This is a genomic window from Haloferax volcanii DS2 (genome assembly GCF_000025685.1).
In the GTDB taxonomy this organism is placed as follows: Archaea; Halobacteriota; Halobacteria; order Halobacteriales; family Haloferacaceae; genus Haloferax; species Haloferax volcanii.
The window spans coordinates 1,581,870-1,607,209 of record NC_013967.1 but is presented as its reverse complement, the minus strand read 5'-3'; the positions used below and the strand labels follow the sequence as shown (position 1 = coordinate 1,607,209).

Here is a 25,340-nt window from a genome sequence, read left to right as displayed (position 1 = left end):
ACATGGACTACCCGGCTCGCGACGAAATACGGTCACTCTGTACGGAACAGTCGTTCGAGCGTGGTGCCAACTATTATCACCAAGATCGGATACAAGAACTGGATATCGACGGCAGCGAAATCAGAGCCACCGTTCGGGGATCCAACTACTACGACGTGGCTATCGATATCGTAGACGATGGGGTCCGGTCTCGTTGCAGTTGTCCGTACGACTACGCGGGCGACTGCAAACACGTCGTCGCGGTCCTGCTCGCTGTCGATGATCGAGACCCCGAGACGATGAGTGACACTGACCCCGAACGAAATGAAACGGTCGACATCGAATCGCTGGTCGATCAGACGACAGCCGAGGACCTCCGAGCGTTTCTGCTCGACATCGTTGCGGCGGATCAGGATATCCGTGACCGGTTCGTCGCGTTCGTCGGCGAAGACACGGGCAAGACAGTCTACGACTACAAGCAGGAGATCGATCGACTGTTCGACGACGCTGTCAGTCGTCGAGGGATGGTCGAACACGGCACACACATCGACTTCTCGCAGTACACCGACCTCGCGGAGACACATCGAGAACGGGGCCACGTCGATACGGCGACGGATATCTATCGAGCGGTTTCCGAGGGGATACGCGAGAATCTGGACCGAGTCGACGACAGCAGCGGGCACTACGGCCGTGAACTGGAACGCGCTATCGAGGCATATGCAGAGACGGTCGCAGAACAGGAGTTCGAGCACGAGCGAAAGGAGCTGTACATCCAGTATCTCTGTGCGGAGTTCGTCGGGGCAGACCACGGCTTCGCCAGCGACGACTACGACGGCGCACTCCGAACGGTCTGCACGGAGGACGCGGACCTCGAATACTGGCTGGAGCAACTCGACGCACACGTGTCCGGAGTCACACTCGACGCAGTACTGTCGGGTGAGTTGTCCTCGAAAACGGACGACCGACGAGATGAAACTGAAGACAGCGCCGATACATCCGACGGATCAGCGAGAGATGACGGTTCCACAGACCATCCCGAACGGACGGACGACGTTCTCTACGCATCCGATTTCACCGATGGTCCGCTCAGCACCGACGATTTCACCGGTGGAGCGCTCGACGTCGAACACTTGGCTGTTGGGACACTGCAATTCGAGTACTTCGTCGGTGACGCGTTCGAGGAGTTACGCGTCGATGAACCGACGACCGTCGAGAAACACACTGCACGTGTCGAACTGACCAAATCAGGAACGACCGACACGGACATATCGTCGTCACTCCAGAAGCGGCGGATATTCTCGACCTACGTCTACATTCTCGAGGAACTCGGCGACGAAGACGCCCTCTCGCAACTCTACGAGGAAATCTACCTCGAGAGCAAGCGATTCTGCAAGGAGTACGCCCGACGACTGATCGACGAAGGCAACGAAAACCGTGCGATCGAAGTCGTCGAAGACGGGATCCATACGTTCCGATCGGCTCGTGAGCTCCGTTGGCTCGCTGCCGACCTCTACGAGGACCGAGATATGGACGAGTACCGTGCCACCCTGAAGCAGTTATTTCTTGACCACACGGAGTGGGCAGCGTACGACGACCTGAAGACAATCTGTGACGATCAGGAGTGGCAATCGATCTACGGGGAATTCGAACGGCACTTCGAACGGGACGATCGAAAGGACCTCGTCGCGCTGTACGTCCACGACGACGACCTCGAAAGAGCGTTTGCCGAACTGAAAGAGAACGCAGACCTCTCGTCGGTTCGCCAGTACCGTGACCCGGTCGCAACCACGGCGCCGGTCGAATACTTCGAACTCTACCGGGAACTGCTCGTCCCGTTTGCCGCCGGCGACACCGGTCGACGACACTACCGAGATATCGCCGACCACTTAGAAGAGATGCAGGGGTTGGTCCCCGAAGCGCGGTTGGAAGAGTTCGTCGATTTCCTGAAAGACAAACACTCGAACCGACCGGCGTTTCTCGACGAACTGGAGAAGGCCGGATTCTGATCTCCGTTATCCCCCTTGTTCTCTCGCTGCGAGGGTTTATTTCCGATACCGGCACCAAACGCAATAGATGGGCGAGACACGACACGGTAGTTCTATTCCCTCAACGATACTGCGAGATACCCGCGAACAGCGAACCTGGACGTTCGAGAGGTGTGCAGTAGAGACGCGCGACGTGACGCTCTCGACCGGGGACTACGCTGTCCCGACTGCTTGTACGCACGATCCGGAATCGGACACCTATCACCCACGGTTCGCAGTCGAACGCAAGTCCGGAGACGACTTCCTCACCGCACTCACGTGGGAGCGAGATCGATTCTGTTCCGAGTTACGTCGGGCCACCGAGTGGCCACAACCCCTTGCGGTCGTCGTGGAGACATCCTGGGAAACCCTCCTTCAGAACCGGGGCTGTATGGCGTGGCGGGACATCCATCCGAACCAGATGGTCGGCACCCTCTCAACGTGGACTCGACATTACAACGTTGTGTTTCGTTTTGTCGAATCTCGGCGACGGGCCGAACTGTGCACCTTTCTCCTGCTGATCCGTCACAGTCTGCGACGACGACGTGAGAAAATCTGAGACGAACTCACTCCGTCCAGAAGGCTCGTTGTCGAGCTTCGACCTCGCCGAGAACCATCGACAGCACGTCACGCCACTCCGCCGGATGTGACGCGTCGTCGCCGGGTGTCGGTGCGTCCGGACCCGGGTGAACGTGGTCACGCGTGTTGTGATCTGAGGGATGCCGATCCCATCGATGGTCGAACTCGCCCTCATGGTGCTCTTCGTGGTAGTGTATCGAGAAGTCCCCGTTCTCGAGCCACGCGATCTCAAGGCGAGCACTCTGCACGCGCTGGGGATAGAACCCGGAATCGTAGTGACAGACGATGCGATCGGGTGCGAATTCTGGTTGGATGTCGATCTCAGTGGAGCGATCGTCGGTAGCAAATCGCTCCGCGACGACGTTCAGACGGGCGAAGTCGATCGGCGCACCGCTGACACCGTCCCTTCCGCCGCTCATGCGACAGTGCGCTGCCCGGCAGTGCCGTCCGTGTCAGTCTGCAATGCCCGTTCGAGGAGGGAGATTCGGCGGCGCGTCGTCTTCCACGCTGACACCTCCCGCCACACTGTCTCGACAGAACGATCCGTGTCAGTTGCGTGCGCAGCGATCGCTACCGCATCCGGAGATTCGACACCGAACTTCTCCGCAAACGACTCATCACGCTCCACTGCGTCTTCAAGGAAGGCGAGGAGTTCCTCGTCGTCGTACTGGTTCCGGAGCTGCTGGACACGCCGCCAATTCAGGTACTCCTGATTCCGTTCGTACGTCGCAGGAGAATCGGTGATCTGCGTGACGATACCCATGCGTTCGAACCACTCTAAATATTCACGGGCAGCGTCTACCCCATGTCCCGCGAGATCTGCGATCTCACCCACAGTCGCGGGACTGCCCAGTCCGAGCACGGCATCGAAGAAGTCGTCCCGAGTGCGATCCCCAGCGACTAGTTCTTCGGGAGGGACGAGATCGTCGAACTCCGGCGGGTCCCGACGCTCGTCGGTATCTGCTTTGAGTTCGGTACGCGGGTCGTCCATACCTGAAATACGGTCGTCTAGCGGAATAAATCTTTGTGTATGCGGAATATTCCAAGAACTCTGTTTCAAAACGAGTTGGTCGCCAGCGTGATCCCACTGTCTGAACTCCGAGAAGTTGAGATCAGCGAGGAAACGAGCCAAGACGTAGTCGTCTTGGGCTTTAGAGAAACGTGTGAGAGCCAAGGGCCGGATTTGAACCGGCGGGGGTTCCGCTCTGCAGGCGGATGCGTTGGGCCGAACTCTGCCACCTTGGCGCAGTTACTGGTATCCCGGTCTTGTGCTTAAGCCTGACGGTGTGCGACCTGAGTCGGGCGTTTTCGAGACTCTGCCCGACGCAGTCGCTCTGTGTATGCGTGTGCGAGCGGCCGTGCGTGCCGCTCTGCATAAAATGAACAAAGCCCACTGGACACCGCGTCCAGTGGGCTCTGTGAAGTATGAATAGGGGCGGCGAACTGGATTTCCCAGAGGATCGCTCACTCCAGTACTGACCAGAACGCAGGTGAGCTTAACTTCCGTGTTCGGGATGGGTACGGGTGGAACCTCACCGCTCTGGCCGCCTTAATACCGATCAACGGAATCGAACCGTTGCCATACCAATATCGGTCGGGCCGTCTTACCAATGTGTCCGTGCAATCCAGTTTGCGCCTGGACCCGTTCTCGGGTCTCAGTGCGTATGAATGTGGCTTGGACTGTTAGTGCTCGCGGGCTTAACAACTCGTTACCTCGTTGCGTACACCCCGAGTCTATCGAACTCGTCTTCTACGAGTGTCCTCAGTGGAACTTCTTTTCCGTGTGGGTTTCGAGCTTAGATGCGTTCAGCTCTTACCCCGTGGTGCGTAGCTGCCCGGCATCTGCCCTCTCGGACAACCGGTACACCAGTGGCACCCATTCGTAGTTCCTCTCGTACTATACGAACGTTCACGTCAAGTTCCTTAACACCCCCAATAGATAGCAGCCGACCTGTCTCACGACGGTCTAAACCCAGCTCACGACCTCCTTTAATAGGCGAACAACCTCACCCTTGCCTGCTTCTGCACAGGCAGGATGGAGGGAACCGACATCGAGGTAGCAAGCCACCGGGTCGATATGTGCTCTTGCCGGTGACGACTCTGTTATCCCTAAGGTAGCTTTTCTGTCATCTACGGGTCCCATGAATGAACCTCGTAGGTTCGCTAGACCACGCTTTCGCGTCAGCGACACTCGTTGGGAATGTCACTGTCAGACTTCCGTTTGCTCTTGCGCTCTTCCACGAGTTCCCGACTCGCGTGAGGAAATCTTTGGGCGCGCTCGATATCTTTTCGAGCGCGTACCGCCCCAGTCAAACTGCCCGGCTACCGGTGTCCTCCGCCAGGAGTGAGAGTCGCAGTCACTAACGGGTAGTATTTCAATGCTGCCTCGGTGGCCCGCTGGCGCGGGTACCTGTGTAATGGCTCCTACCTATGCTGCACATTAGCGACCACGTCTCAGCGACAGCCTGCAGTAAAGCTCTATAGGGTCTTCGCTTCCCCTTGGGGGTCTCCAGACTCCGCACTGGAACGTACTGTTCACCGGGCCCAACGTTGGGACAGTGACGCTCTCGTTGATCCATTCATGCAAGCCGCTACTGAAGCGGCAAGGTACTACGCTACCTTAAGAGGGTCATAGTTACCCCCGCCGTTGACGGGTCCTTCGTCCCATTGTAATGGGTGTTCAGATACCCGCACTGGGCAGGATTCAGTGACCGTACGAGTCCTTGCGGATTTGCGGTCACCTATGTTGTTACTAGACAGTCGGAGCGTCCGAGTCACTGCGACCTGCTCGGTCAAGAGCAGGCATCCCTTATCGCGAACTTACGGGACTAACTTGCCGAATTCCCTAACGTCGGTTGATCCCGACAGGCCTTGGCTTGCTCTGCCAGCGCACCTGTGTCGGATCTCGGTACGAGCTTCTTGCTTGTCTTTTCACGGGCTCTAGGTACCGCCGAGTTTCCCTATCTCACCGTTCGTTCGCTTCGTGCCGTTACGGCTTCCACGAATTTCGGTGATTCGACGGGGCGAAGGCCCCGCTCGGTGTTTCCTAAAGCGTCGACGTTTGGTGCAAGAAGGTACTGGAATATTAACCAGTTTCCCTTTCATCTAATTCGAATTACGGTTAGACTTAGGATCGACTAACCCTCGGCTGATTGACAGTGCCGAGGAACCCTTGCGCGTAAGGCCGTCGGGGTTCACACCCGACTCTCGCTGCTACTGAGACCATGATTTTCGTTGCTGCACGGTCCACACGAGTTCTCACCCGTGCTTCCACCCATGCAGTATGCCAACCTACGGAATCGTGTCATAAGACACGCCGCCAGGTCTCGGAGGTGGATTTGAGTCCCGATCATTTTCGACGCCTCGAACCTCGGCCGGTAAGCTGTTACGCTATTCTTAGAGGGTAGCTGCTTCTAAGCTCACCTCCCGGCTGTTTAGGGCTCGAGACAATCTTCAATCACACTTAATCCACACTTTGGGTCCTTAACCTGGCTCTGGGTTGTCTCCCTCACGGTGCACAAGCTTACCCCGCACACCGGACTCCCTGAGTCTACGACGTTCGTAAGTTCGGAGTTTGACAGGGAAGCGAACTCCTCTCGGAGTCCGGATTCCCAATCGGTCGCTCTACCTCACGAACTATCTCATCAGAGGTCATGCTTCGACATGTTTCGGTTGGAACCAGCTGTTGCCAAGTTCGATGGGCCTTTCACCCCTACACCAGAGTCACGAGAGGGTATTGTAGGACACCAACTCTAACGGGCCTCCACGCAGCTTTCGCCACGCTTCGCCCTGCTCCGGCGTAGATCACTTGGTTTCGGGTCGCATCCGGTTGGCTCCCCGCCCTTGAAGACGGTGGCCCTGGTCAAAGACTGCGGCCGTATCGGTTTCCCTATGCCTCCGGGGGTTCACCCCTTAGACTCGCCAGTCAGATGCACTCCATGGTTCGTTTTTCAAAACGTACGACGTAACATCGGCTTCACTCGAGTCATACTACGGGATCGCTCCCAGTTCTTTCGTCGAGTGACCTTGTATGCCACGTCGCTCTATCGCCAACTGATTTCAAGCCCTATTGCACCGCCCTGTTCGGGGTGCTTTTCAGCGTTCGCTCACGCTACTTGTTCGCTATCGGTCTCGAGGAGTGTTTAGTCTTCGCAGTTGATGCCTGCGAAATTCACGAGGGATATCCAACCCCCGCTATTCTGGAACAACCCCGGGATCTGGTTCTTATGTTACGGGGTTTTCACCCTGTATCACGCTCCGTTCCAGGAGACTTCACATAAGACCCAGGTCCGTTATGGGTAGTCCGTACACCACATTGCCCGAAGGCTTCGGTTTGGACTGTGTCGCGTTTACTCGCCGTTACTAACGACATCGCGGATTGCTTTCTTTTCCTGTTCCTACTAAGATGTTTCAATTCGGAACGTTCCCCATTGCGCGAGGCAATTGCGTGGGGATTCCCATTCGGAGATCCTCAGTTCTTTCCCTCCATGCGGGTCCCTGAGGCTTATCGCAGCTTGGCACGTCCGTCATCGGCTCTCGAGCCGAGCTATCCACCAGCTGGCACAGTAGCCAGTTGATATAGTCACTGTGACCCGGAGAACGGGTCCAGTGGACGCCTGGATTGCACGTACACACGGTTTCATCAAACACCCTCGGAGATAGCCGAGGCGTGTTTTCGACCCTTCCCAACCTCGCTTGCGCGGGATGGTGCATCTGTCGTCAGTATCCATTCATTCGAAACGTCTTGCCACACTTAAGGGGCACGATCGTTTCGGAGTGGAGTACTGCTTACCATGGACCCACAGGGATTCGAACCCTGGGCATCCTCCTTGCAAAGGAGGCACTCTACCACTGAGCTATGGGCCCGTGTTAGCCCTAGTAGTTCTAAGGTGTCCGAACGGGTGTCATTGGTGAACTCGGAAGATCGCGTGTGAGCCACCCCGTCGGGGTGGTCTCGGTCGTTAGGAGGTGATCCAGCCGCAGATTCCCCTACGGCTACCTTGTTACGACTTAAGCCCCCTTGCGAAGCCCAGATTCGACCACCGTGTGGTGGCCTCATCCGGACCTCACTCGGGTGCTTTGACGGGCGGTGTGTGCAAGGAGCAGGGACGTATTCACCGCACTCTATTGAAATGCGATTACTACCGAATCCAGCTTCATGAGGGCGAGTTTCAGCCCTCAATCCGAACTACGATCGAGTTTAGGAGATTAGCGTTCTCTTTCGAGATAGCAACCCATTGTCTCGACCATTGTAGCCCGCGTGTAGCCCAGCTCATTCGGGGCATACTGACCTACCGTTGCCCGTTCCTTCCTCCGCTTTAGCAGCGGCAGTCCTTCTAATGTACCCAGCCAGTCGAAACTGCTGCTGGCAATTAGAAGTGCGGGTCTCGCTCGTTGCCTGACTTAACAGGACGCCTCACGGTACGAGCTGACGGCGGCCATGCACCTCCTCTCTACAGCGTCGTGATAAGGTCATCAACCTGATCGTCATCACTGTAGTCGGAGCTGGTGAGATGTCCGGCGTTGAGTCCAATTAAACCGCAGGCTCCTCCGGTTGTAGTGCTCCCCCGCCAATTCCTTTAAGTTTCATCCTTGCGGACGTACTTCCCAGGCGGCTCGCTTCTCGGCTTCCCTACGGCACAACACAGGCTCGTAGCCTGTGTCACACCTAGCGAGCATCGTTTACAGCTAGGACTACCCGGGTATCTAATCCGGTTCGAGACCCTAGCTTTCGTCCCTCACCGTCGGATCCGTCTTCTCGAGGTGCTTTCGCCATCGGTGGTCCGTCCAGGATTACGGGATTTCACTCCTACCCCGGACGTACCCCTCGAGCCTTCCGGTCCCAAGCCACGTGGTTTTCACCGGACGCCCGCCAGTTGAGCTGGCGGATTTCCCGATGAACCTTCGTGGCCGGCTACGGACGCTTTAGGCCCAATAATATCGGTCATCACTTGAGCTGCCGGTATTACCGCGGCGGCTGGCACCGGTCTTGCCCAGCTCTTATTCCTCGACCGCCTTACGGTCGAGAAAAGCGAGGACTATATGCCCTCGCACTTGGGGTCCCCTTATCGCACTTGCGTGCAGTGTAAAGGTTTCGCGCCTGCTGCGCCCCGTAGGGCCCGGAATCTTGTCTCAGATTCCGTCTCCGGGCTCTTGCTCTCACAACCCGTACCGATTATCGGCACGGTGGGCCGTTACCCCACCGTCTACCTAATCGGCCGCAGCCACATCCTACAGCGCCTGAGCGTTTCGGGGAGTCGGCATTCCAGCATGACTCCCGTATGAACTATTAGCCTCAGTTTCCCGAGGTTATCGTTCTCTGTAGGGTAGTTTGGCCACGTGTTACTGAGCTTTTCGCCACGAGTATGAACTCGTGCAACTAGCATGGCTAAATCGGACCCCAATAGCAATGACCTCCGGCAGGATCAACCGGAATGGGTCGCGACCATTTAAACCTGGTCGCGGGGTGTTGGCGGGTGAATGGCAGCGATATGCTGTCAAATCACCGTTCAAAGGTCCGAGTTCGCGTGACATCCGTTCGGATGTCACCGAACTACTAGGGCTAACATCAGATACCGTCTTGCGGCGTACCGCAGGGGCGGAATCCTCATTTCCTTCGGACCTGAACCGAAGCGATTCGAGGGTATAAACCCTTCGAACCTCGTTCGGTTCGGGTCCGGTGAGGCAGGACGCGTTGAATCGCCCTGCAATCGCGGTGTGTCGTTCGCATTCATCCGAAATGCCTTGGACCACTTAAGGCCGTCGTATCGTGGCGACCCCCGGGAAGGTGTGTCATCCCGGTGAGCGCCTGACGACCTTGGGGTCGGGGGCGTTCGGTGGAAGCTTTCGGGGGGAGTGCCCCCGTGCGCTTCTTCGCATTAATCCGAATGCCCGGGATACATTTAACCCCGTTGATTTAGTGGCTCTGTGAGAAAAATAGACACGAGGCGTGCCATAACTTCACGCGCGGTCAATTGTGACATCAATTAGACTGAGCGAGAAATCAATGTATTAGTTTCGCGTGCGTGCGAGGTGTCGATAGAATCGACCCGTTGAAGTCGGTTTATAACGGGTCGCTTTATAAGGCCGGAGGTACGATTCACGTGCGAGCAATGAGTGGGCCGGCAGACTCCATCGAGATTCAGAACGTAGTCGCATCGACCGGGATCGGTCAGGAGCTCGACCTCGAAGCCCTCGCCGACGACCTCCCCGGTGCAGATTTCAACCCGGACAACTTCCCGGGCCTCGTCTATCGCACCCAGGACCCGAAAGCCGCTGCGCTCATCTTCCGGTCGGGGAAGATCGTGTGCACGGGCGCGAAAAGTATCGACGACGTGCACGACGCACTCGGGATTATCTTCGATAAGCTCCGTGAGCTGAAGATTCCCGTCGACGACGAGCCAGAGATAACTGTCCAGAACATCGTTTCCAGCGCGGACCTCGGACACAACCTGAACCTGAACGCGCTGGCCATCGGGCTCGGTCTCGAAGACGTCGAGTACGAGCCGGAGCAGTTCCCCGGCCTCGTCTACCGGATGGACGAACCGAAAGTCGTTATCCTCCTCTTCGGTTCCGGGAAAATCGTCATCACCGGGGGAAAGCGGACGGACGACGCGGAAACCGCCGTCGAGGAAATCGTCGAGCGCATCGACGCGCTTGGACTGCTCGGCTAGGCGCTCCCGAACTATCCGATTTTTCGCGGTGCTAGGTGTCTGAACACCCATAAGTGTGAAATGGCGAACAGTGTAACAGAGGTACATGAGTGCGCGGGAGGACGTAGCGTTTCTCGTTGGGTCACAGAGTCGAGAGGCGATTCTCCGGGCGTTGGCGGTCGAACCACGTCGACCGACAGCGCTCGCGGAACACTGTGACTGCGCCCGAGAGACGGCACAGCGGACACTCGCAGGATTCTGTGACCGAGGATGGGCGAAAAAGAGATCCGACGGACTGTATCACCTTACGCCGGGCGGAACGATGGTCCACGAACGGTACGAGCGGTTCATAGAGACGGTCGAATGCGCCGACCGAATGAGCGAGTTCCTGGCGAACGCCGCAGACATCTGTGAGAACGCCCCGCCCGGTGTCCTCGGTCAGATGAACATCACGACCGCCGCGGACAACGACCCGCACGCGCCGCTTAACAGGTACTTGACTATCGTCGGAAGCGAACCAGTCGACCGCTTCCGCGGAGTCACGCCCATCGTGAGTCGTGTGTTCAACGAATCGGCCGAAGCGGTGCTGGGAGAAGATACTCGGATGGAACTCATCGTCGACCGCGGCGTCCTCGAGCGTTCGATGGACGCCTACCCGGACTCCTTCGAGCGTGCGCGGGACCTTGACCAGTTCGAACTTCGAGTCACCGAGGAGAACCTCGATTTCGGCCTGCTCGTGGTCGACGGCCACGGTCTCGTCTCCGCCTACGACGAACACAACAACCTGACGGCCCTCGTTGACGGCGACGCGTCGGAAGTCGTTTCGTGGGTCGAAATCCTGTACGAGTCGGTCCGCTCGACATCAGTGCCGATTGACCGCCTCGAACCGTGAGTCGGCGCCGACAACGGGCGTGACCGGGTCGGTCACGCGTGAATATTCCAGTCACACGATTATGCAATAAACTATAAGAGGCCACTCTACGGAGGTACGCCTGCGGTGGTACGGCGTTCCCGCTAGCCGGTTCGGCCCTCACACGCCCCGATCGAGAGTTCGATTCTCCAATCAAGAGTCCGTGTTCTCGATGAGGACGTCCCTCACCACGTCCGGATCCTCGAGCAGTTGGTGCTTGGTGTAGCTTCCCTCCGCGCTCCCGCCGCTGTGTTTCGACTGCTCGATGATGTCGAGAAAGGCGTGTTCTTTCAGGAGGTCTCGAACCCGCCGCAGCGACAGGCTATCGGAGCCCTGCTGTCGGCAGATGTTCTCGTAGACCTCGTAGACGCGGCTCGTTCGGAAGCCGTCTTGTTTTTCGTTCGAAAGCGAGAGGATGGCGAGCGCCTGCAACACGTAGCGAGAGTGCGGTGTCGACCCGCGAATCAGCTCGCGGAAGCGGTCGGTCTCCGCGCGCTGGCGCGCCTGCGTGACGAAGTTCTCCTTGACGGTACTCGCCCCCATGGACTGTGCGATTTCTCCCGCGTACCGCAGGATGTCGATTGCTTTCCGGGCGTCCCCGTGTTCGCGGGCGGCGAGCGCCGCGGCTCGCGGAATCGTCGATGGGTCCAACACGCCGTCTCGGAAGGCGTCGCTCCGGGCGTCCATGATGTCGCGAAGCTGGTTCGCGTCGTACGGTGGAAAGACGAACTCGCGCTCGCAGAGGCTTGATTTCACCCGCTCGTCCATCCGGTCTTTGTACTGAATCTTGTTGCTGATACCGATGACGCCGAGCTTACAGCCGGCAATCTTCCCCGCCTCACCGGCTCGCGAGAGCTGCATGAGGATGTCGTCGTCGCTCAGTTTGTCGATTTCGTCGAGGATGATGAGAACCACGTCGTACAGCGAGTCGAGGATGCGCCACAGGCGTTTGTAGTACGTCGACGTCGAAAGTCCCTTATCGGGGACTTTTATCCCGGTAATCGAGGTGTCGTTGACGCTGTCGGCGATGGTCTGGACGGCCTGCGTCTCGGTCGTGTCCTGCGCGCAGTCCACGTAGGCGAACGTCGCTTTCACGCCCTCCTCTTCGGCCGTCTCGACGAGGCGCTGGGAGACGTACTTCGCACAGAGCGACTTCCCCGTCCCAGTTTTCCCGTAGATGAGGACGTTGCTCGGGCTCTGTCCGAAGATGGCGGGGTTCACCGCGGTCGCGAGATCCGAAATCTCGTCGTCGCGACCGACGATGCGACCCTCGCCCGGGAGGTGGTTAATCTCCAACAACTCCTTATTGGCGAAGATGGGGTCCTCCCGGGTGAAGAGGTCGTCGCTGGCGTTAGGCATGTTCGCAACACACCACGTTTCCGGTGAAAGGACTTACCATTCGACTCAGCACACACACACCACGTTTCCGGTGAACGCCCACGAACCCCGGTTTTCCGTCCACACGAAACGGAGGTATTGATTCACCGGAAACACGGTGTGGGGGAGTCTACCTGACCCCACGAGGCCGGCTACTCTCACTTCGCGTCCCACCTGAGGACGGAGAACGCGCACGAAGCTGACGAGTTACGTCGGCACCGATGCCGTGTGTGCGCTGTTGCTGGAAGCGGTCTGTGACGAGAGTCGACTGTGAAGTTCCGTCTCGCCACGAATCGCTCAGATTCACGGGAGTTCGCGAAACCTCGTAGGACCCTCCAGAACGGACCGAAATCACGGACTGTGCTGACTCGCAAACTCCGAAAAACACACGTCTAAGACGAACGGTTCGATTCGAACCGTACTCGAGTTACGAGTATTTCTTTACTTCACGAGTGTATCAATGGTCGTTAACACGAATATACTATTTAATTATTGCTACTTGAACTACACAGGAACCCCGACGCGAGTCGAGTGAGTGTTGGACCGCGCCTGATGGACTCGCCTGGCTGACTCACCGGAAATGTGGTGTCTCATCTCGGTCTCCCGTAGTGTCCCTATTCCCCAGATAGAACTCTTATTGCAGGTGTTTTCACCGGAAACGCGGTGTGTTCAATATAAGTGGTTCGATTCGGGTGCCCCCGAAAATGAGGGGAAAGATACGAACGCGCACACCCGTGTTTCCATGCGTTTGCCGCTGCCAGGCGCGTGGTTCGGTTCACCGGAAACGTGGTGTGCGCGTGACCTCGCTCTCGTGACTCATCGGCTGTTTGACCGCTTTCCGACCCCCGCGGGACTCGTCTGCCCTGTATCGTATTTCACCGGAAACACGGTGTCTGTCAGCGTTGCTACGTTCTCCGCCGAGCCGGACGAAGTTGGCGACGGAGAGCTGACCGGTGAGCGACCGACTGTCGCTTTCCGTCCTGACGGCTCGTGGTATCCCGGCTCTGTGACCGGGTTTTCCGGTTCTCTATCTTCCCCTCATTCACCGGAAACGTGGTGTCTCTACCCGTCTCACCCGGTCTCGGGATTCACCGGAAGCGAGGTGTGGGGTGTCGCGAACACGATGTGGTGAGTCGTCGACGACCGACCGGACCCGGCCGAGCCGTCACCTGCCGACACCGACGTCTACACCGGTCTCGGACCGAACTTAGCTCTCACTCGTTCACCGGAAACGTGGTGTGCATGCGACTCTCGTGCATCCGTGCGTAGCCTCCCGGAACGAGCCTCGAAACGTTCTCCCCCGACGGACTGTGTCGTTCCCGTGGCGTCAATGCAATTACCCAGGGGGACGAATCGGTAACGTATGCGTGCGCTCAGTCGCTTGTGGGTGCGCCTCGGAGAGGTCGTGTTTAATCGCGACGACGACGGAGCGTGGTCTCTCGAACGCTCCCGTTCGACGGAGACGCGGTGGTCGCGCCCGGGGGAGCGAGTCGATTGCTTCCGGTTCGACGACGGCTACGTGACCACCGTCCACTACGAAGACCGAGAGGTCACGTGGCAGTTGACTCCCGGTCAGGTTCCGCTCGCGAGCGCGCTCGTGATGGCGAAGCTCTACCTCGAACACGAACTGACGCCGCAGACCGACCCGGAGGGACGGCCGTTCGTCGGTCTCGCTGAACGGGGACCGGTTCAGGTCTTCGAGGAGATTCCCCCCGAGCCGGTCGAGTACGTCTATCTCGACGGCGTCCGGACGCTCGAAGAGTTCCCCGAGTTCCTCACCGTCGACGACGACTTTCGGGCCGTGTTCGACCGGATGGCTCCCGCGCGGTCGAGCACGTCCCGATAGTATCGCCTCCGTCCCGATAACGTCGTTTCAACGGGGGACCGCTTCGACGAAGCCGAGTCGCTTCTGTCTTCTCGCACTCAGCTCGTTCGCTCCTCGCTTTCTCCTCGCTCTCCCTTCGTTCCTTCCGCCTCCGCTCCCCCTGAACCCTCGCGTGCAGCTGGTTCCCTCACTCGCGTCACGGGCCCCGGTGTCGCAAGCCGTTTCCCCGTCGCGACCGTATTCGGCTTCGATGACTGCCGAGGACGAGGACCAAAGTCCTCCCGACGGAGACGGCGACATCGACGGGGCCGGCGCGTCCCGAGACGTGCTCGACCGATTGGCCGACGTAACCGAGGTATCCGACGTGCCCGACGCGTCCACCGTCGACGCGGACCAACCGAGCGAAATTGCCGACGGCGTCTCGCTCGCAGCGTTCTACGAAGCGCTCGAATCCGAGGGCCGGCCCGTGGTGACCGCCCAGCAGGTCGCTCGCCGCCTCGGCGTCTCGCAGGCGGACGCGATGGACGGACTCGACGCGCTCGCCGGTGCGGGGCGAGTCCAGCGGGTGAACGTCGAGACCGACCCGGTCGTCTGGTATCCGACCGAGTGGGGCGACCTCGCCTCGCGCGAGCGGGTCGTCCTCTTTCCGAAACGCCGCGAAATCGTCGTCGACAACCCGACCCAGTACACCCGGGCGCGACTCTCGCAGTTTGCGCACCTCGCGGACACCACCGGCGACCGCGAGGGCCGCGGCCGCGGTTACCTCTACCGCATTCGGCAGGAAGACGTGTGGCAGGCACCCTTCGACGACGTCGACTCGCTCCTCTCGATGCTTCGGTCGGTCCTCCCCGAGCGGTCGCCGCACCTCGAAGCGTGGGTCGAAGACCAGTGGAAGCGCGCCCACCAGTTCCGCCTCTACTCTCACGAGGAGGGATACACCGTCCTCGAAGCCGCCACCGAGAGCCTCATGGGCAACGTCGCGCTCCAGAAACTCGACGACGACCACGTCTACGCCCCCATCTCCGACACCGAGGCGTGGGTCAGAGACGAAGAAATCGCGGCCATAAAGCGCATCCTCTACGACGCGGGCTACCCCGTCGAGGACGACCGCGACCTCGAAGAGGGCGAGGAACTCGACGTTACGCTCGGCGTCGACCTCCGCGACTACCAGCGAGACTGGGTCGACCGATTCGTCGACCAGCGCGCCGGCGTCCTCGTCGGGCCGCCCGGCGCGGGGAAGACCATCGCCGGCATCGGCGCGCTCGCCGCGGTCGGTGGCGAGACGCTGATTCTCGTGCCGAGTCGCGAACTCGCCCGCCAGTGGCGCGAGGAACTCCGCTCGACGACGGACCTCGACGCCGACCAAATCGGCGAGTATCACGGCGGCGCGAAAGAGATTCGCCCGGTCACAATCGCCACCTACCAGACCGCCGGGATGGACCGCCATCGCTCGCTTTTCGACTCGCGGCGTTGGGGGCTCATCATCTACGACGAGGCCCACCACATCCCGAGTCGCGTCTTCCAGCGGAGCGCCGACCTCCAGTCCAAACACCGCCTCGGGCTGTCGGCGACGCCCATCCGCGAGGACGACAAGGAAGCAGAGATCTTCACGCTCATCGGCCCGCCTATCGGCACCGACTGGGGGAAGCTCTTCGACGCCGGCTACGTTCAGGAGCCCGAAGTCGAGATTCGCTACGTGGGTTGGGGCGACGACATGGCCAGAAACGAATGGGCCTCCAGCGACGGCCGCGAGCGGCACATGCTCGCCGCGATGAACCCCGGGAAGATATTCGAGATTCGTCGGCTCCGCGCCCGTCACGCCGACTCGAAGACGCTCGTTTTCGTCGACTACCTCGACCAGGGAGAGGCGATTGCCGAGGCGCTCGACGTGCCGTTCGTCAGCGGCGAGACCCGCCATCACCGCCGCGAGGCGTACTTCGAGGCGTTCCGCGACGGCGACCTCGACACGCTCGTCATCTCCCGCATCGGCGACGAGGGCATCGACCTCCCGAACGCCGGACTCGCAATCGTCGCCTCCGGCCTCGGCGGCTCTCGCCGGCAGGGCTCCCAGCGCGCCGGCCGAACCATGCGCCCGACGGGGAGCGCGCTCGTCTACGTGCTCGCCACCCGCGGCACGAGCGAAGAGGACTTCGCCCAGCGCCAGATGCAACACCTCGCCGGGAAGGGTATCCGCGTCCGGGAGACGAGCGCCGACGACCTCGACCCCGAGTCGGACGGCGGTGACACCGACGCCGACACTGACACCGAAGACGACGAGTCGGACGGTGCTGAGTCGGCGTCTGCGGACGGCGCTGAGTCAGCGACGACCGACGAGTAATCACCCGTCGTCGGGCGCTTCGCCGCCCGGAATGAGAATTCTTAAGTCTGCCCGTGGATTGAGATTCTCTTGACCGCTCTTAGCTCAGCCTGGCAGAGCAGCCGACTGTAGATCGGCTTGTCCCCCGTTCAAATCGGGGAGAGCGGATTTTGCTTGCAAAATCCGGTCGAGCCGGTTTGAGCAGGTCAGTCGCAGCGCGTGAACGAAGTGAACGCGTCGTCTGACTGAGTTCAAATCGGGGAGAGCGGACTGAACTTCAACACCCGCGAGCGTAGCGAGCGGTGTTGAATGTGAAGGACTCCTCGACCCGATTTGAGCAGCGAGCAACGCGGAGCGTTGCGAGTGAGTTCAAATCGGGGAGCGCGGATTCTCTCAGTGTTGCAACTCAGAGCGCGCCCCGTCTTCGCTCGCACTGGTTGATTTACTCCGCTACTCCCGACCGCCCCACACCACCTTTTCGACCAGTTCGACAGTTAGCGGCCCGTCGACGCGAAGCTGACACGAGAGCCGCGGGTAGCCGAACCGCGCCGCGAGGTCGTCGTGCCAGTGGTCGGGCGTCGGCTCGCCCGAGCGAACCCGGACGCCGCACGTCGCACAGAGGCCGCGCCCGCCGCAGTTCACTCGCTTCGTGAGCCGCGCGTACGGTGAAATACCCGCGTCGAGCAACGCGTCGCGGAGGACGGTCCCGCGTTCGACTTCGAGGTCGGTGACGCGGTCGCCGTCGGTGTCGCGGACACGAACCGTGACAGTCGAGTCAGCCGGGTCGCACTCGGTTCGAACCCGGGGCTCGCGGTCGCTCATCGGTCGGTCGTTCGGGCCGACGCGACGTGGGCGTACCCCTCGGACCGGCCCCTCGTCCAGTCGCCTCGCCCACCCCTCCCGCTCGCGGCTCTCCCGCCCTCTATGTAGAATCCATACCCGAAGATATCAGTATTATAACGGCTTATGACGGGCGGATTCGTAGATGAGCGTGATGGTGACCCTCGCGTCCGCGCCGGTGTTGGTGAACGTCCGCGCCGAGATGAACGACCACGAGACGATGACGGTCGAACTGCACGAGACGAACGAAACGCGCCACCTCGTGGCCTACGAGTCCGAGCGCATCCGCGACGCGCTCGCGTCGCTCTCCGAGGGCGCTCGCGTGCCCGTCGAGATGGTTCGCGCCGGCTCGCGCTCGAACGTCTGGAAGGCCGTCGCACTGCACGGCCGACAGACGCTCCCCGCCGACCAGTCGGCGCGCACGGCGAACTGAGTCGTCCGCGACCCCGTCTTTCGCCCGCCGTTCGTTCCCGCGTCGTCGGCTTATCGCACCGGCTTCACCGGAGGCAAACCGTCGGTGCTATACCCCTCGCCCGTGTCGCGCACCGCAATGAGCTTCGTCGCCGAGGTGGAAGTCCGGTTCCGCGACCACGACTCGTTCGGCCATGTGAACAACGCGGTCTACGCGACCTACTGCGAACAGGCCCGCGTGCGCTTCTTCGAGGAGGTGTTGGACACCCCGCTTTCCGACCCGCACATCGTCGTCGCGCACCTCGAACTCGACTACCGCGCGCCAATCGAGGGCGTCGGCACCGTCGAGGTGGAAGTCGAGGCCGGCGAGCCCGGCGGAAAGAGTTTCCCCATCTACTACACGCTCTCCTACGAGGGCGAGGTCGTCGCCACCGGCGAGACGGTTCAGGTCGCGATGGACGACGAGGGCCGCCCGACCCGCGTTCCCGACCAGTGGCGCGAGGCAATCGCCGACCAACCGTAGCGTCCGGCCGCCGCTCGCACCGCGTTGTCTCTTGGAGCGACCTAGAACGACACCGGTTATTCGACCGACAGAGCCGAGACAGGAGAATTAAATACTCTCGTGATAATCCTCGGATATGCCTCGGGGAACACTAGAACGTGCACAGTCGGCGGACGCCGACGACGAGACCCCGCTGTCCCGAGCAGGCGAACGCGTCCTCCACATCGGACGCGACCGGCCGATTCGCATCAGCGCCGGCCATCGTCTCCTCCACCACGACGGCAAGTGTAGCCGCCCGCACGGGCACAACTACGAGATTTCGGTCCGCGTCGTCGGCGATCTGACCGACGAGGGCTGGGTCGTCGACAAAGGCGTCGTGACCGACGTCATCGACGAGTGGGACCACCGCTTTCTCGTCGAGTCGGGCGACCCGCTGGTCGAGGCGTTCGAGCGCTCCGGCGACGCCGACGGAACGGTCGTCCTCGACGCGCCGCCGACGGCTGAGGTGATGGCCGTCGTGCTCGAAGAGAAGCTGCTGGCGGCGCTCCCCGACACCGTCTCCGAGGTCTCGGTCTCGGTCAGCGAAACGTCGGAGCTCTGCGCCGGCTTCTGATGCCCGTCTCCGACACCGTCGCCCGCGACGATACCGACGCCGAGGGCGACCGCCTCCCGATAAACGAGCTGTTCGCGTCGCTTCAGGGCGAGGGCAAACTCGCCGGCGTCCCGAGCACGTTCGTCCGCACCAGCGGCTGTAACCTCCGCTGTTGGTTCTGCGACTCCTTTCACACCTCGTGGGAACCGACTCACGCGTGGCTGAGCCTCGACGAAATCGTCGCCGAGGTCGAGTCGCTGTCCCCCGAGCACGTCGTCGTCACCGGCGGCGAACCGCTCGTCCACGACGAGACCGACGCGCTCCTGTCGGCGCTCGACGACGACTACCACCTGACCGTCGAGACGAACGGGACGCTCGAAACCGACGCGCCGGTCGACCTCGCCAGTATCAGCCCCAAACTCGCGTCGTCGACGCCGACGCCCGACAACGCCCCGGACGACGTCGACCCCGGCGTCTGGACCGAGCGACACGAGAACGCCCGCGTCGACCTCGGCGCGCTCGCCTCGCTGGTCGAAGACGCGGCGGAGTTCCAACTGAAGTTCGTCGTCACCGGCCGCGACGACCTCGACGAAATCGAGTCGCTCGTCGACGACGTGCGCGGCGTCGCAGACCGCGAAATCCGCGACAGCGACGTGTTGCTCATGCCCGAGGGACAGACCCGCGAGCAGCTCGCCCGCACCCGGACCGAGGTCGCAGACCTCGCGGCGTCGTTCGGCTACCGCTACACGCCGCGACTCCACGTCGACCTCTGGAACGACGCGCCCGAGACCTGAACGCCCGCCGAACGAACCTCGAATCCCGCCGAACCCCGCCGAACGCCCGCTAAACGAACCCCGAACACACCCCAAACACACCCCGAACGTTCCACGATAACGATGACTACCGAACCCACGTCCGACGACAAACGCGCCGTCGTCCTCCTCTCCGGCGGCATGGACAGCGCGACGACCGCTTACGAGGCAACGCGACGCGGCTACGAACTCTACGCGCTCCACACCTCCTACGGCCAGAAGACCGAGTCGAAAGAGTACGACTGCGCCCGCGAACTCGCCGACGAACTCGACGCGCGGGACTTCCTCCACATCGAGACGAGCCACCTGAAGCAAATCGGCGCGTCGTCGCTCACCGACGACTCGATGGCCGTCGCCGACGCCGACGTGGACGCCGACGACATCCCGACCTCGTACGTCCCCTTCCGCAACGCCAACCTCCTGTCGATGGCCGTCTCGTACGCCGAGGCGAACGACTGCGACGCCGTCTTCGTCGGCGCACACTCCGAGGACTACTCGGGCTACCCCGACTGCCGGCCCGAGTTCTTCGACGCCTTCGAGGCCATGGTCGACGTCGGCACGAAACCCGACACGACCATCTCGCTCGAAGTCCCGTTCGTCCACGACTCGAAGACCGACATCGCCCGCCGGGGCCTCGAACTCGGCGTCCCCTTCGAGCACACGTGGTCCTGCTACCGCGCCGAGGAACCGGCCTGCGGCACCTGCGACTCCTGTGCGTTCCGCTTGCAGGCGTTCCAGAACCTCGGCGAGCGCGACCCGATTCCGTACGCCGAGCGCCCTGACTACGCGGACGGCGACGCCGACCCCGACGCGGCGTAGGCGGCGTAGCGTCGCCCCGCACGCTGACCACTCCGCGCTCCGTGCGCCGACGTGACGGAGAGAGTTCGCCCGCGTCCCGACCTGTCTCCTCGCGCCCCTTTTTCACCGACCTGCGCGAACCCCGCGTCATGAGCGACGAGAAACGCCGAACCGCCGCCCAGTTCGGGAGCGCCGCCGAGTCGTACTTCGACAGCGAGGTCCACCGCCTCGGCGCGGACCGCGAGACGCTCGCGTCGTGGTGCCGCGGCGCGACCCGCGCGCTCGACGTGGCGACCGGGGCCGGCCACACCGCGGGCGCGATAGCCGATGCCGGCGTCTCCTCGGTCGTCGCGGCCGACGCCGCCCCGGAGATGGTCGCCACCGCGGTTCGCGAGTACCCCGTCGCGGGCGTCGTCGCCGACGCCGAGCGCCTCCCCTTCGCGGACGATGTCTTCGACGCGGCCGCCTGCCGTATCGCCGCGCACCACTTCCCCGACCCCGAGGCGTTCGTCGCCGAGGTCGCGCGCGTCCTCGAACCGGGCGGCGTCTTCGCCTTCGAGGACAACGTCGCGCCCGAAGACGCCGCCCTCGCCGCGTTCCTCAACGGCGTCGAAGTGCTCCGCGACCCGACTCACGTCGAACTCCACCCGGTTTCGCGGTGGCGCGAGTGGTTCGCGGCCGCGGGCCTGTCGGTCGAGACGGTCGAAACCGCGGCGATACGTCTCCAGTTCGACCCGTGGACCGAGCGGACGAACGTCTCGCCCGCCGACCGAGACGAACTCGAACGTCGGTTCCGCGAAGCGCCCGAGGAGGCGAAAGAACTGTTCGACGTGGAGTTCGACGGCGACTCCGTCGTCTCCTTTGCCAACCCGAAGGCGCTGGTTCGAGCGCGAACGGAGTAGGTGAGCAGAGTCGCCGCCTCGAATCCGCGACCCGCCGAGACCCACAAACGGTAAGCGGACCCCCCGCGACGTGGAGGTGTGTCAACGCCCGACTCCGACGCCCCCATCTCGCCGCTCGCGGGGCTCGGCATCGCGGTCCTCGCGGTCAGCACGAGCGCGATTCTCGTCCGCTGGAGCGCCGCGCCCAGCCTCGTGAAGGCGTTTTATCGGGTCCTGTTCACTGTTGCCCTTCTCGCGCCGGTCGCGCTCGTCCGCCACCGCGACGCGTTGGCGACCATTTCGGGGCGGGACCTGCTGGCGGCCGGGGGTGCGGGCGTCGCGCTCGCGGCCCACTTCGCGTCGTGGTTCGAGAGCCTCAACCACACGACGGTCGCCGCGAGCGTCACGCTCGTGCAGTCTCAACCGCTTTTCGTCGCCGTCGGCGCGTGGGCCGTCCTCGACGAGCGCGTGAGCCGCCGCACCGCCGTCGGCATCGGCGTCGCGCTCGCGGGCATGGCGCTCATGTCCGTCTCCGACTTCCTCACCGCCGGCGGCGCGCCGCGGCCGCTTCTCGGAAACGGACTGGCGGTCGTCGGGGCCGTGACGGCGGCCGCCTACGTCCTCACCGGCCGGAGCGTCCGCAGCAGGGTCTCGCTCGTCCCCTACGTGGTCGTCGTCTACTCGGTCTGCGCCGCCGCGCTCCTCGTCGTCGCGGTCGGCCGCGGCGACCCGCTGACGGGCTATCCGCCCCGCGAGTGGCTCCTGTTTCTCGGGATGGCCGTCGGCCCGGGCGTCTTCGGCCACACCGTCATCAACTGGGCGCTCGCCCACCTCGAATCGAGCGTCGTCTCCGTCTCCCTCCTCGGCGAACCCGTCGGCAGCACGATTCTCGCGCTCTTTCTCCTCGGTGAGATTCCCACGCTCCCGACCGTCCTCGGCGGGGCGGTCGTCCTCGGCGGCATCTACGTCAGCGCGTCCTGACCTGTCCCGGCCGATACGGGCGGTTCCGAACCCGGACACTCGTCCGAAGACGCGTCGGTTCGTCTCCCGCTCCGAATCCGTTATCGGCCCTGATAACCGCGTCACAACGCTCATTACGGTGAGCGGTCGCTACATCGTATGGACGACGGGCCGGGGGCGGACGTACGCGTTCTCCACGTCGATGACGAGCCCAGTCTGACGGACCTCGTGTCGATTTATCTCGAACGCGAGGCCGGCGACGTCGACCTGTCGGTCTCGACGTCGAACTCGGGGGCGGACGCCCTCGAACGACTCCGACAGGAACGGGTCGACTGCGTCGTGTCAGACTACGACATGCCCGACATCGACGGGCTGGAGTTCCTCCGCGCGGTCCGTTCGGAACACCCCGACCTCCCTTTCATCCTCTTTACCGGCAAAGGCTCCGAGGAGGTCGCCCGCGACGCCTTCCGCGTCGGCGCGACCGACTACATGCAGAAAGACACCGGCACGGACCAGTACACGGTCCTCGCCAACCGCGTCGTCAACGCCGTCTCGCAGTACCGCGCGAAGGCGGCCTCCGAGCGGTACGGCACCGCCATCGAGGTGCTCGACAGCGGCGTCTACTCGCTCGACTCGGCGGGGCGCTTTACCTCCGCCGACGGCGTCTTCTGCGAACTCACCGGCTACGACCGCGAGGCGATTATCGGCCGCGAGTTCGCTGACCTCGCCGCGGAGGCCGCCGACGAGATTCTGTCCGCCTTCGAGCGGGTCGTCTCCCCGAACGCTCCCGACACGGAGCGCTTCGAGACGGTGCTGTCGCCCGGCCCCGCGTACCCGCACGACGACGACCTCCTCTGTGAGGGCCACCTCGCGCTCCGTCCCACCGAAGACGACGAATCCGCCGTCATCGGGACGTTGCAGGACGTGACCGAGCGCCGACGCCGGCGGAACCGACTGCGCTACGAGACGCGGCTGAAAGACGCCGTGTTGGACACGTCAACGTCGCTGATGAGCGCCGAGACCGACGAAATCGGCACGAAAATCGAGTGGACGCTCCAGTCCGTCGGCGAGGTGGCCGACCTCGACCGCTGTTCGGTCTATCTCTACGACGACGAGACGACCGTCGCCGCCCGGATGCACGACTGGCGCGGCGGCGGCCGACGCGAGCACCCCGAGCGCGTCGCCCTCGAAGACGCCCGCTGGCTGCTCGAACGACTCCACCGATTCGAGAACGTCCGTCTCCATCGCGTCTCGGACCTCCCGCCCGAGGCGTCGGACACGAAGCGCGTGCTCACCGACGCCGAGACCGGCGGCTTCGTCGCCGTGCCGATGGTGTCGAAATGGGCGCTCGTCGGCTTCGTCGTCTTCGACGTGGTCGAGACGAGTCGCTCGTGGACTGACACCGAAGTCGACCTCCTTCGCTCTGTCGGCAACAACGTCACGCACACGCTGGCCCGCCAGCGACGCGAGCGCGAACTTCAGCGGCAGAACGACCGCCTCGAAGAGTTCGCGTCGGTCGTCTCACACGACCTGCGGAACCCCCTCAACGTCGCCAAGGGGTTCGTCGAACTCGCCCGCGAGGAAGACGACGTGACCTACCTCGACCGCGCGCTCGACGGCGTCACCCGAATGGACACGATCCTCAACGACGTGCTCACGCTGGCCAGACAGGGCCGCAAAGTCGGTGAGACGCGCTCTGTCGCCATCGAGAACGTCGCCGAGCGGGCGTGGAAGGCGGTCGACACCGGCGACGACGCGGTGCTCGTCGTCGAGGACGGACTCGGGACCACGCAGGCCGACCAAGGCCGGTTCCAACAGGCGTTCGAGAACCTGTTTCGGAACGCGGTCGAGCACGGCGGCTCCTGCTGTGACTCCGGTGACGACGCGGCCGCGGACGACGCGCCCGCCGACGAGACGGCGTCCGCCGAGTCGCCGCCGACGGACGCGACCGACGAGCTGACCGTCCGCGTCGGTCCCACCGAGACCGGCTTCTACGTCGCCGACAACGGTCCCGGAATCCCGGCCGACGAGCGCGACACCGTCTTCGAACACGGTCACACCACGTCCGACTCCGGCACGGGCTTCGGGCTCTCAATCGTCGAGAGCATCATCGAGGCCCACGGCTGGGATATCGAGGCGACCGCCCCGGAGGCCGACCTCGGCGGCGCGCGCTTCGAGTTCGATATCGGCGGCGTCCGCTCCGAGGTCGAACCGCGGTTCTCGCTCAGCGACGACTGAGCCGTCGACGCTCCGACTCGACTCGATTCGACTCCCGCGCTACCGGTTACTGTTCTTCGAGCAGTCGCTTCGTCTCGGCGTGTCGCGCGCGGAACATCCCCTCGAAGCCGACGCCGCCGAAGACGCCCGCGAGGTCACCGAGGGGACCGAACGGCAGTTCGTACTCCACGCGGTCTTCGACTATCGTCTCGTCGCCGTCGGCGACGAACCGGTGGGTGTGGACCCACCGCGAGAAGGGGCCGCCGACCATGTCGTCGCGGAACCACGCCGTCGTCTCCCCGGCCTCGCGGTCGAGGATGCGCGAGGTCCATCGCTGGCGGGGACCGACCCCGAACGGTCGCATCGACATCTCGATTTCCGTCCCGGCGACGAGTTCGTCGGGGTCGTCGTCGCCGTCGGGGCCGCGGACCGACTCGATGTCGAGGCGCATCCACGCCGGGGTGAGCGCCTCCAGTCCGGACACGTCGGAGTGGAACTCCCAGACGCGTTCGAGCGGGGCGGCGATACGGGTTCGACGCTGGTAGACCGGCATACCCGACCGTTAGGCCGGAGACGGAAAAGCGGTGCTGGCGGAACGGGTCGAAAGAAGTCGTCGAAGCGCCGCCCGCGAGGTCGGGGTCGGGGACGGTGACGGGAACGGCAG

19 protein-coding genes, 3 tRNA genes and 3 rRNA genes are annotated in these 25,340 nt (G+C 62.5%); 15 read left to right on the top strand and 10 right to left on the bottom strand.

The window, feature by feature from the left end; genetic code table 11:
- Positions 1-2: 2 nt before the first annotated feature.
- Complete coding sequence (locus HVO_RS21540) at positions 3-1,985, top strand: SWIM zinc finger family protein (RefSeq protein ID WP_004041619.1); 1,983 nt, start codon at positions 3-5, stop codon at positions 1,983-1,985.
- Positions 1,986-2,052: 67 nt separating this feature from the next.
- Positions 2,053-2,562, top strand: a complete 510-nt coding sequence (locus HVO_RS21535) for an ERCC4 domain-containing protein (protein WP_081442888.1) — start codon at positions 2,053-2,055, stop codon at positions 2,560-2,562.
- A gap of 7 nt (positions 2,563-2,569) precedes the next feature.
- Here the strand turns inward: HVO_RS21535 and HVO_RS13045 are convergent, their stop codons facing one another.
- From HVO_RS13045 to HVO_RS13015, 7 genes are all read right to left on the bottom strand, one after another.
- Positions 2,570-3,001, bottom strand: a complete 432-nt coding sequence (locus HVO_RS13045; protein WP_004041618.1) for a hypothetical protein — start codon at positions 2,999-3,001, stop codon at positions 2,570-2,572.
- On the bottom strand, positions 2,998-3,573 hold the full coding sequence (locus tag HVO_RS13040) for a DUF7342 family protein (protein WP_004041617.1): 576 nt from the start codon (positions 3,571-3,573) through the stop codon (positions 2,998-3,000). Before HVO_RS13040 ends, HVO_RS13045 begins: the two co-directional genes overlap by 4 nt.
- Before the next feature lie 177 nt (positions 3,574-3,750).
- A tRNA-Cys gene (locus HVO_RS13035) sits at positions 3,751-3,827 on the bottom strand.
- A 185-nt stretch (positions 3,828-4,012) separates the two neighbouring features.
- Positions 4,013-4,134: ribosomal RNA gene (gene rrf, locus HVO_RS13030) — 5S ribosomal RNA — on the bottom strand.
- A gap of 113 nt (positions 4,135-4,247) precedes the next feature.
- Positions 4,248-7,160 (bottom strand): 23S ribosomal RNA (locus tag HVO_RS13025).
- 216 nt (positions 7,161-7,376) lie between these two features.
- A tRNA-Ala gene (locus HVO_RS13020) sits at positions 7,377-7,448 on the bottom strand.
- Between the two features lie 97 nt (positions 7,449-7,545).
- Positions 7,546-9,018: ribosomal RNA gene (locus tag HVO_RS13015) — 16S ribosomal RNA — on the bottom strand.
- The 16S, 23S and 5S rRNA genes sit together here with 2 tRNA genes alongside, the layout of an rRNA operon.
- A gap of 676 nt (positions 9,019-9,694) precedes the next feature.
- On the opposite strand from HVO_RS13015, the gene HVO_RS13010 reads away from it, so the two are divergent.
- Both HVO_RS13010 and HVO_RS13005 read left to right on the top strand, forming a co-directional pair.
- Positions 9,695-10,255 (top strand): TATA-box-binding protein, encoded by a 561-nt coding sequence (locus HVO_RS13010; RefSeq protein ID WP_004041616.1) that lies wholly within the window; start codon positions 9,695-9,697, stop codon positions 10,253-10,255.
- An 85-nt stretch (positions 10,256-10,340) separates the two neighbouring features.
- Positions 10,341-11,126, top strand: a complete 786-nt coding sequence (locus HVO_RS13005; RefSeq protein ID WP_013035387.1) for a helix-turn-helix transcriptional regulator — start codon at positions 10,341-10,343, stop codon at positions 11,124-11,126.
- A gap of 171 nt (positions 11,127-11,297) precedes the next feature.
- Here the strand turns inward: HVO_RS13005 and HVO_RS13000 are convergent, their stop codons facing one another.
- Positions 11,298-12,503 (bottom strand): Cdc6/Cdc18 family protein, encoded by a 1,206-nt coding sequence (locus tag HVO_RS13000; protein ID WP_004063115.1) that lies wholly within the window; start codon positions 12,501-12,503, stop codon positions 11,298-11,300.
- A 1,381-nt stretch (positions 12,504-13,884) separates the two neighbouring features.
- On the opposite strand from HVO_RS13000, the gene HVO_RS12995 reads away from it, so the two are divergent.
- The 3 genes from HVO_RS12995 (at position 13,885) to HVO_RS12985 (ending at position 16,831) form a co-directional block, all read left to right on the top strand.
- On the top strand, positions 13,885-14,367 hold the full coding sequence (locus tag HVO_RS12995; RefSeq protein ID WP_004041613.1) for a hypothetical protein: 483 nt from the start codon (positions 13,885-13,887) through the stop codon (positions 14,365-14,367).
- A 229-nt stretch (positions 14,368-14,596) separates the two neighbouring features.
- The gene (locus HVO_RS12990; protein ID WP_004041612.1) at positions 14,597-16,684 is read left to right on the top strand and encodes a DEAD/DEAH box helicase; all 2,088 of its coding nucleotides are present in this window, start codon (positions 14,597-14,599) and stop codon (positions 16,682-16,684) included.
- 73 nt (positions 16,685-16,757) lie between these two features.
- A tRNA-Tyr gene (locus HVO_RS12985) sits at positions 16,758-16,831 on the top strand.
- Between the two features lie 282 nt (positions 16,832-17,113).
- On the opposite strand, the gene HVO_RS12980 is transcribed toward HVO_RS12985, so the two are convergent.
- Positions 17,114-17,485 (bottom strand): 2Fe-2S iron-sulfur cluster-binding protein, encoded by a 372-nt coding sequence (locus HVO_RS12980; protein ID WP_004041611.1) that lies wholly within the window; start codon positions 17,483-17,485, stop codon positions 17,114-17,116.
- Between the two features lie 172 nt (positions 17,486-17,657).
- On the opposite strand from HVO_RS12980, the gene HVO_RS12975 reads away from it, so the two are divergent.
- The 8 genes from HVO_RS12975 (at position 17,658) to HVO_RS12940 (ending at position 24,697) form a co-directional block, all read left to right on the top strand.
- Positions 17,658-17,936: a hypothetical protein gene (locus tag HVO_RS12975; RefSeq protein WP_004041610.1), complete on the top strand. Its 279-nt coding sequence runs from the start codon at positions 17,658-17,660 to the stop codon at positions 17,934-17,936.
- Positions 17,937-18,053: 117 nt separating this feature from the next.
- Positions 18,054-18,437, top strand: coding sequence for an acyl-CoA thioesterase (locus HVO_RS12970; protein WP_004063118.1), 384 nt, complete (start codon positions 18,054-18,056; stop codon positions 18,435-18,437).
- A 115-nt stretch (positions 18,438-18,552) separates the two neighbouring features.
- Positions 18,553-19,029: a 6-pyruvoyl trahydropterin synthase family protein gene (locus HVO_RS12965; protein ID WP_004041608.1), complete on the top strand. Its 477-nt coding sequence runs from the start codon at positions 18,553-18,555 to the stop codon at positions 19,027-19,029.
- Entirely contained in the window at positions 19,029-19,802 is a 774-nt protein-coding gene (locus tag HVO_RS12960; protein ID WP_004041607.1) for a 7-carboxy-7-deazaguanine synthase QueE, read from the top strand. Before HVO_RS12965 ends, HVO_RS12960 begins: the two co-directional genes overlap by 1 nt.
- A gap of 102 nt (positions 19,803-19,904) precedes the next feature.
- A complete protein-coding gene (gene queC / locus HVO_RS12955) occupies positions 19,905-20,639 on the top strand; it encodes a 7-cyano-7-deazaguanine synthase QueC (protein WP_004041606.1) in 735 nt (244 codons plus the stop codon).
- Positions 20,640-20,767: 128 nt separating this feature from the next.
- On the top strand, positions 20,768-21,520 hold the full coding sequence (locus HVO_RS12950) for a class I SAM-dependent methyltransferase (RefSeq protein ID WP_004041605.1): 753 nt from the start codon (positions 20,768-20,770) through the stop codon (positions 21,518-21,520).
- A 78-nt stretch (positions 21,521-21,598) separates the two neighbouring features.
- On the top strand, positions 21,599-22,480 hold the full coding sequence (locus tag HVO_RS12945) for a DMT family transporter (RefSeq protein WP_004041604.1): 882 nt from the start codon (positions 21,599-21,601) through the stop codon (positions 22,478-22,480).
- 138 nt (positions 22,481-22,618) lie between these two features.
- Complete coding sequence (locus tag HVO_RS12940) at positions 22,619-24,697, top strand: hybrid sensor histidine kinase/response regulator (protein ID WP_004041603.1); 2,079 nt, start codon at positions 22,619-22,621, stop codon at positions 24,695-24,697.
- A 46-nt stretch (positions 24,698-24,743) separates the two neighbouring features.
- Here HVO_RS12940 and HVO_RS12935 read toward each other — a convergent pair whose 3' ends face one another.
- Complete coding sequence (locus HVO_RS12935; protein WP_004041602.1) at positions 24,744-25,229, bottom strand: SRPBCC family protein; 486 nt, start codon at positions 25,227-25,229, stop codon at positions 24,744-24,746.
- Between the last annotated feature and the right edge of the window lie 111 nt (positions 25,230-25,340).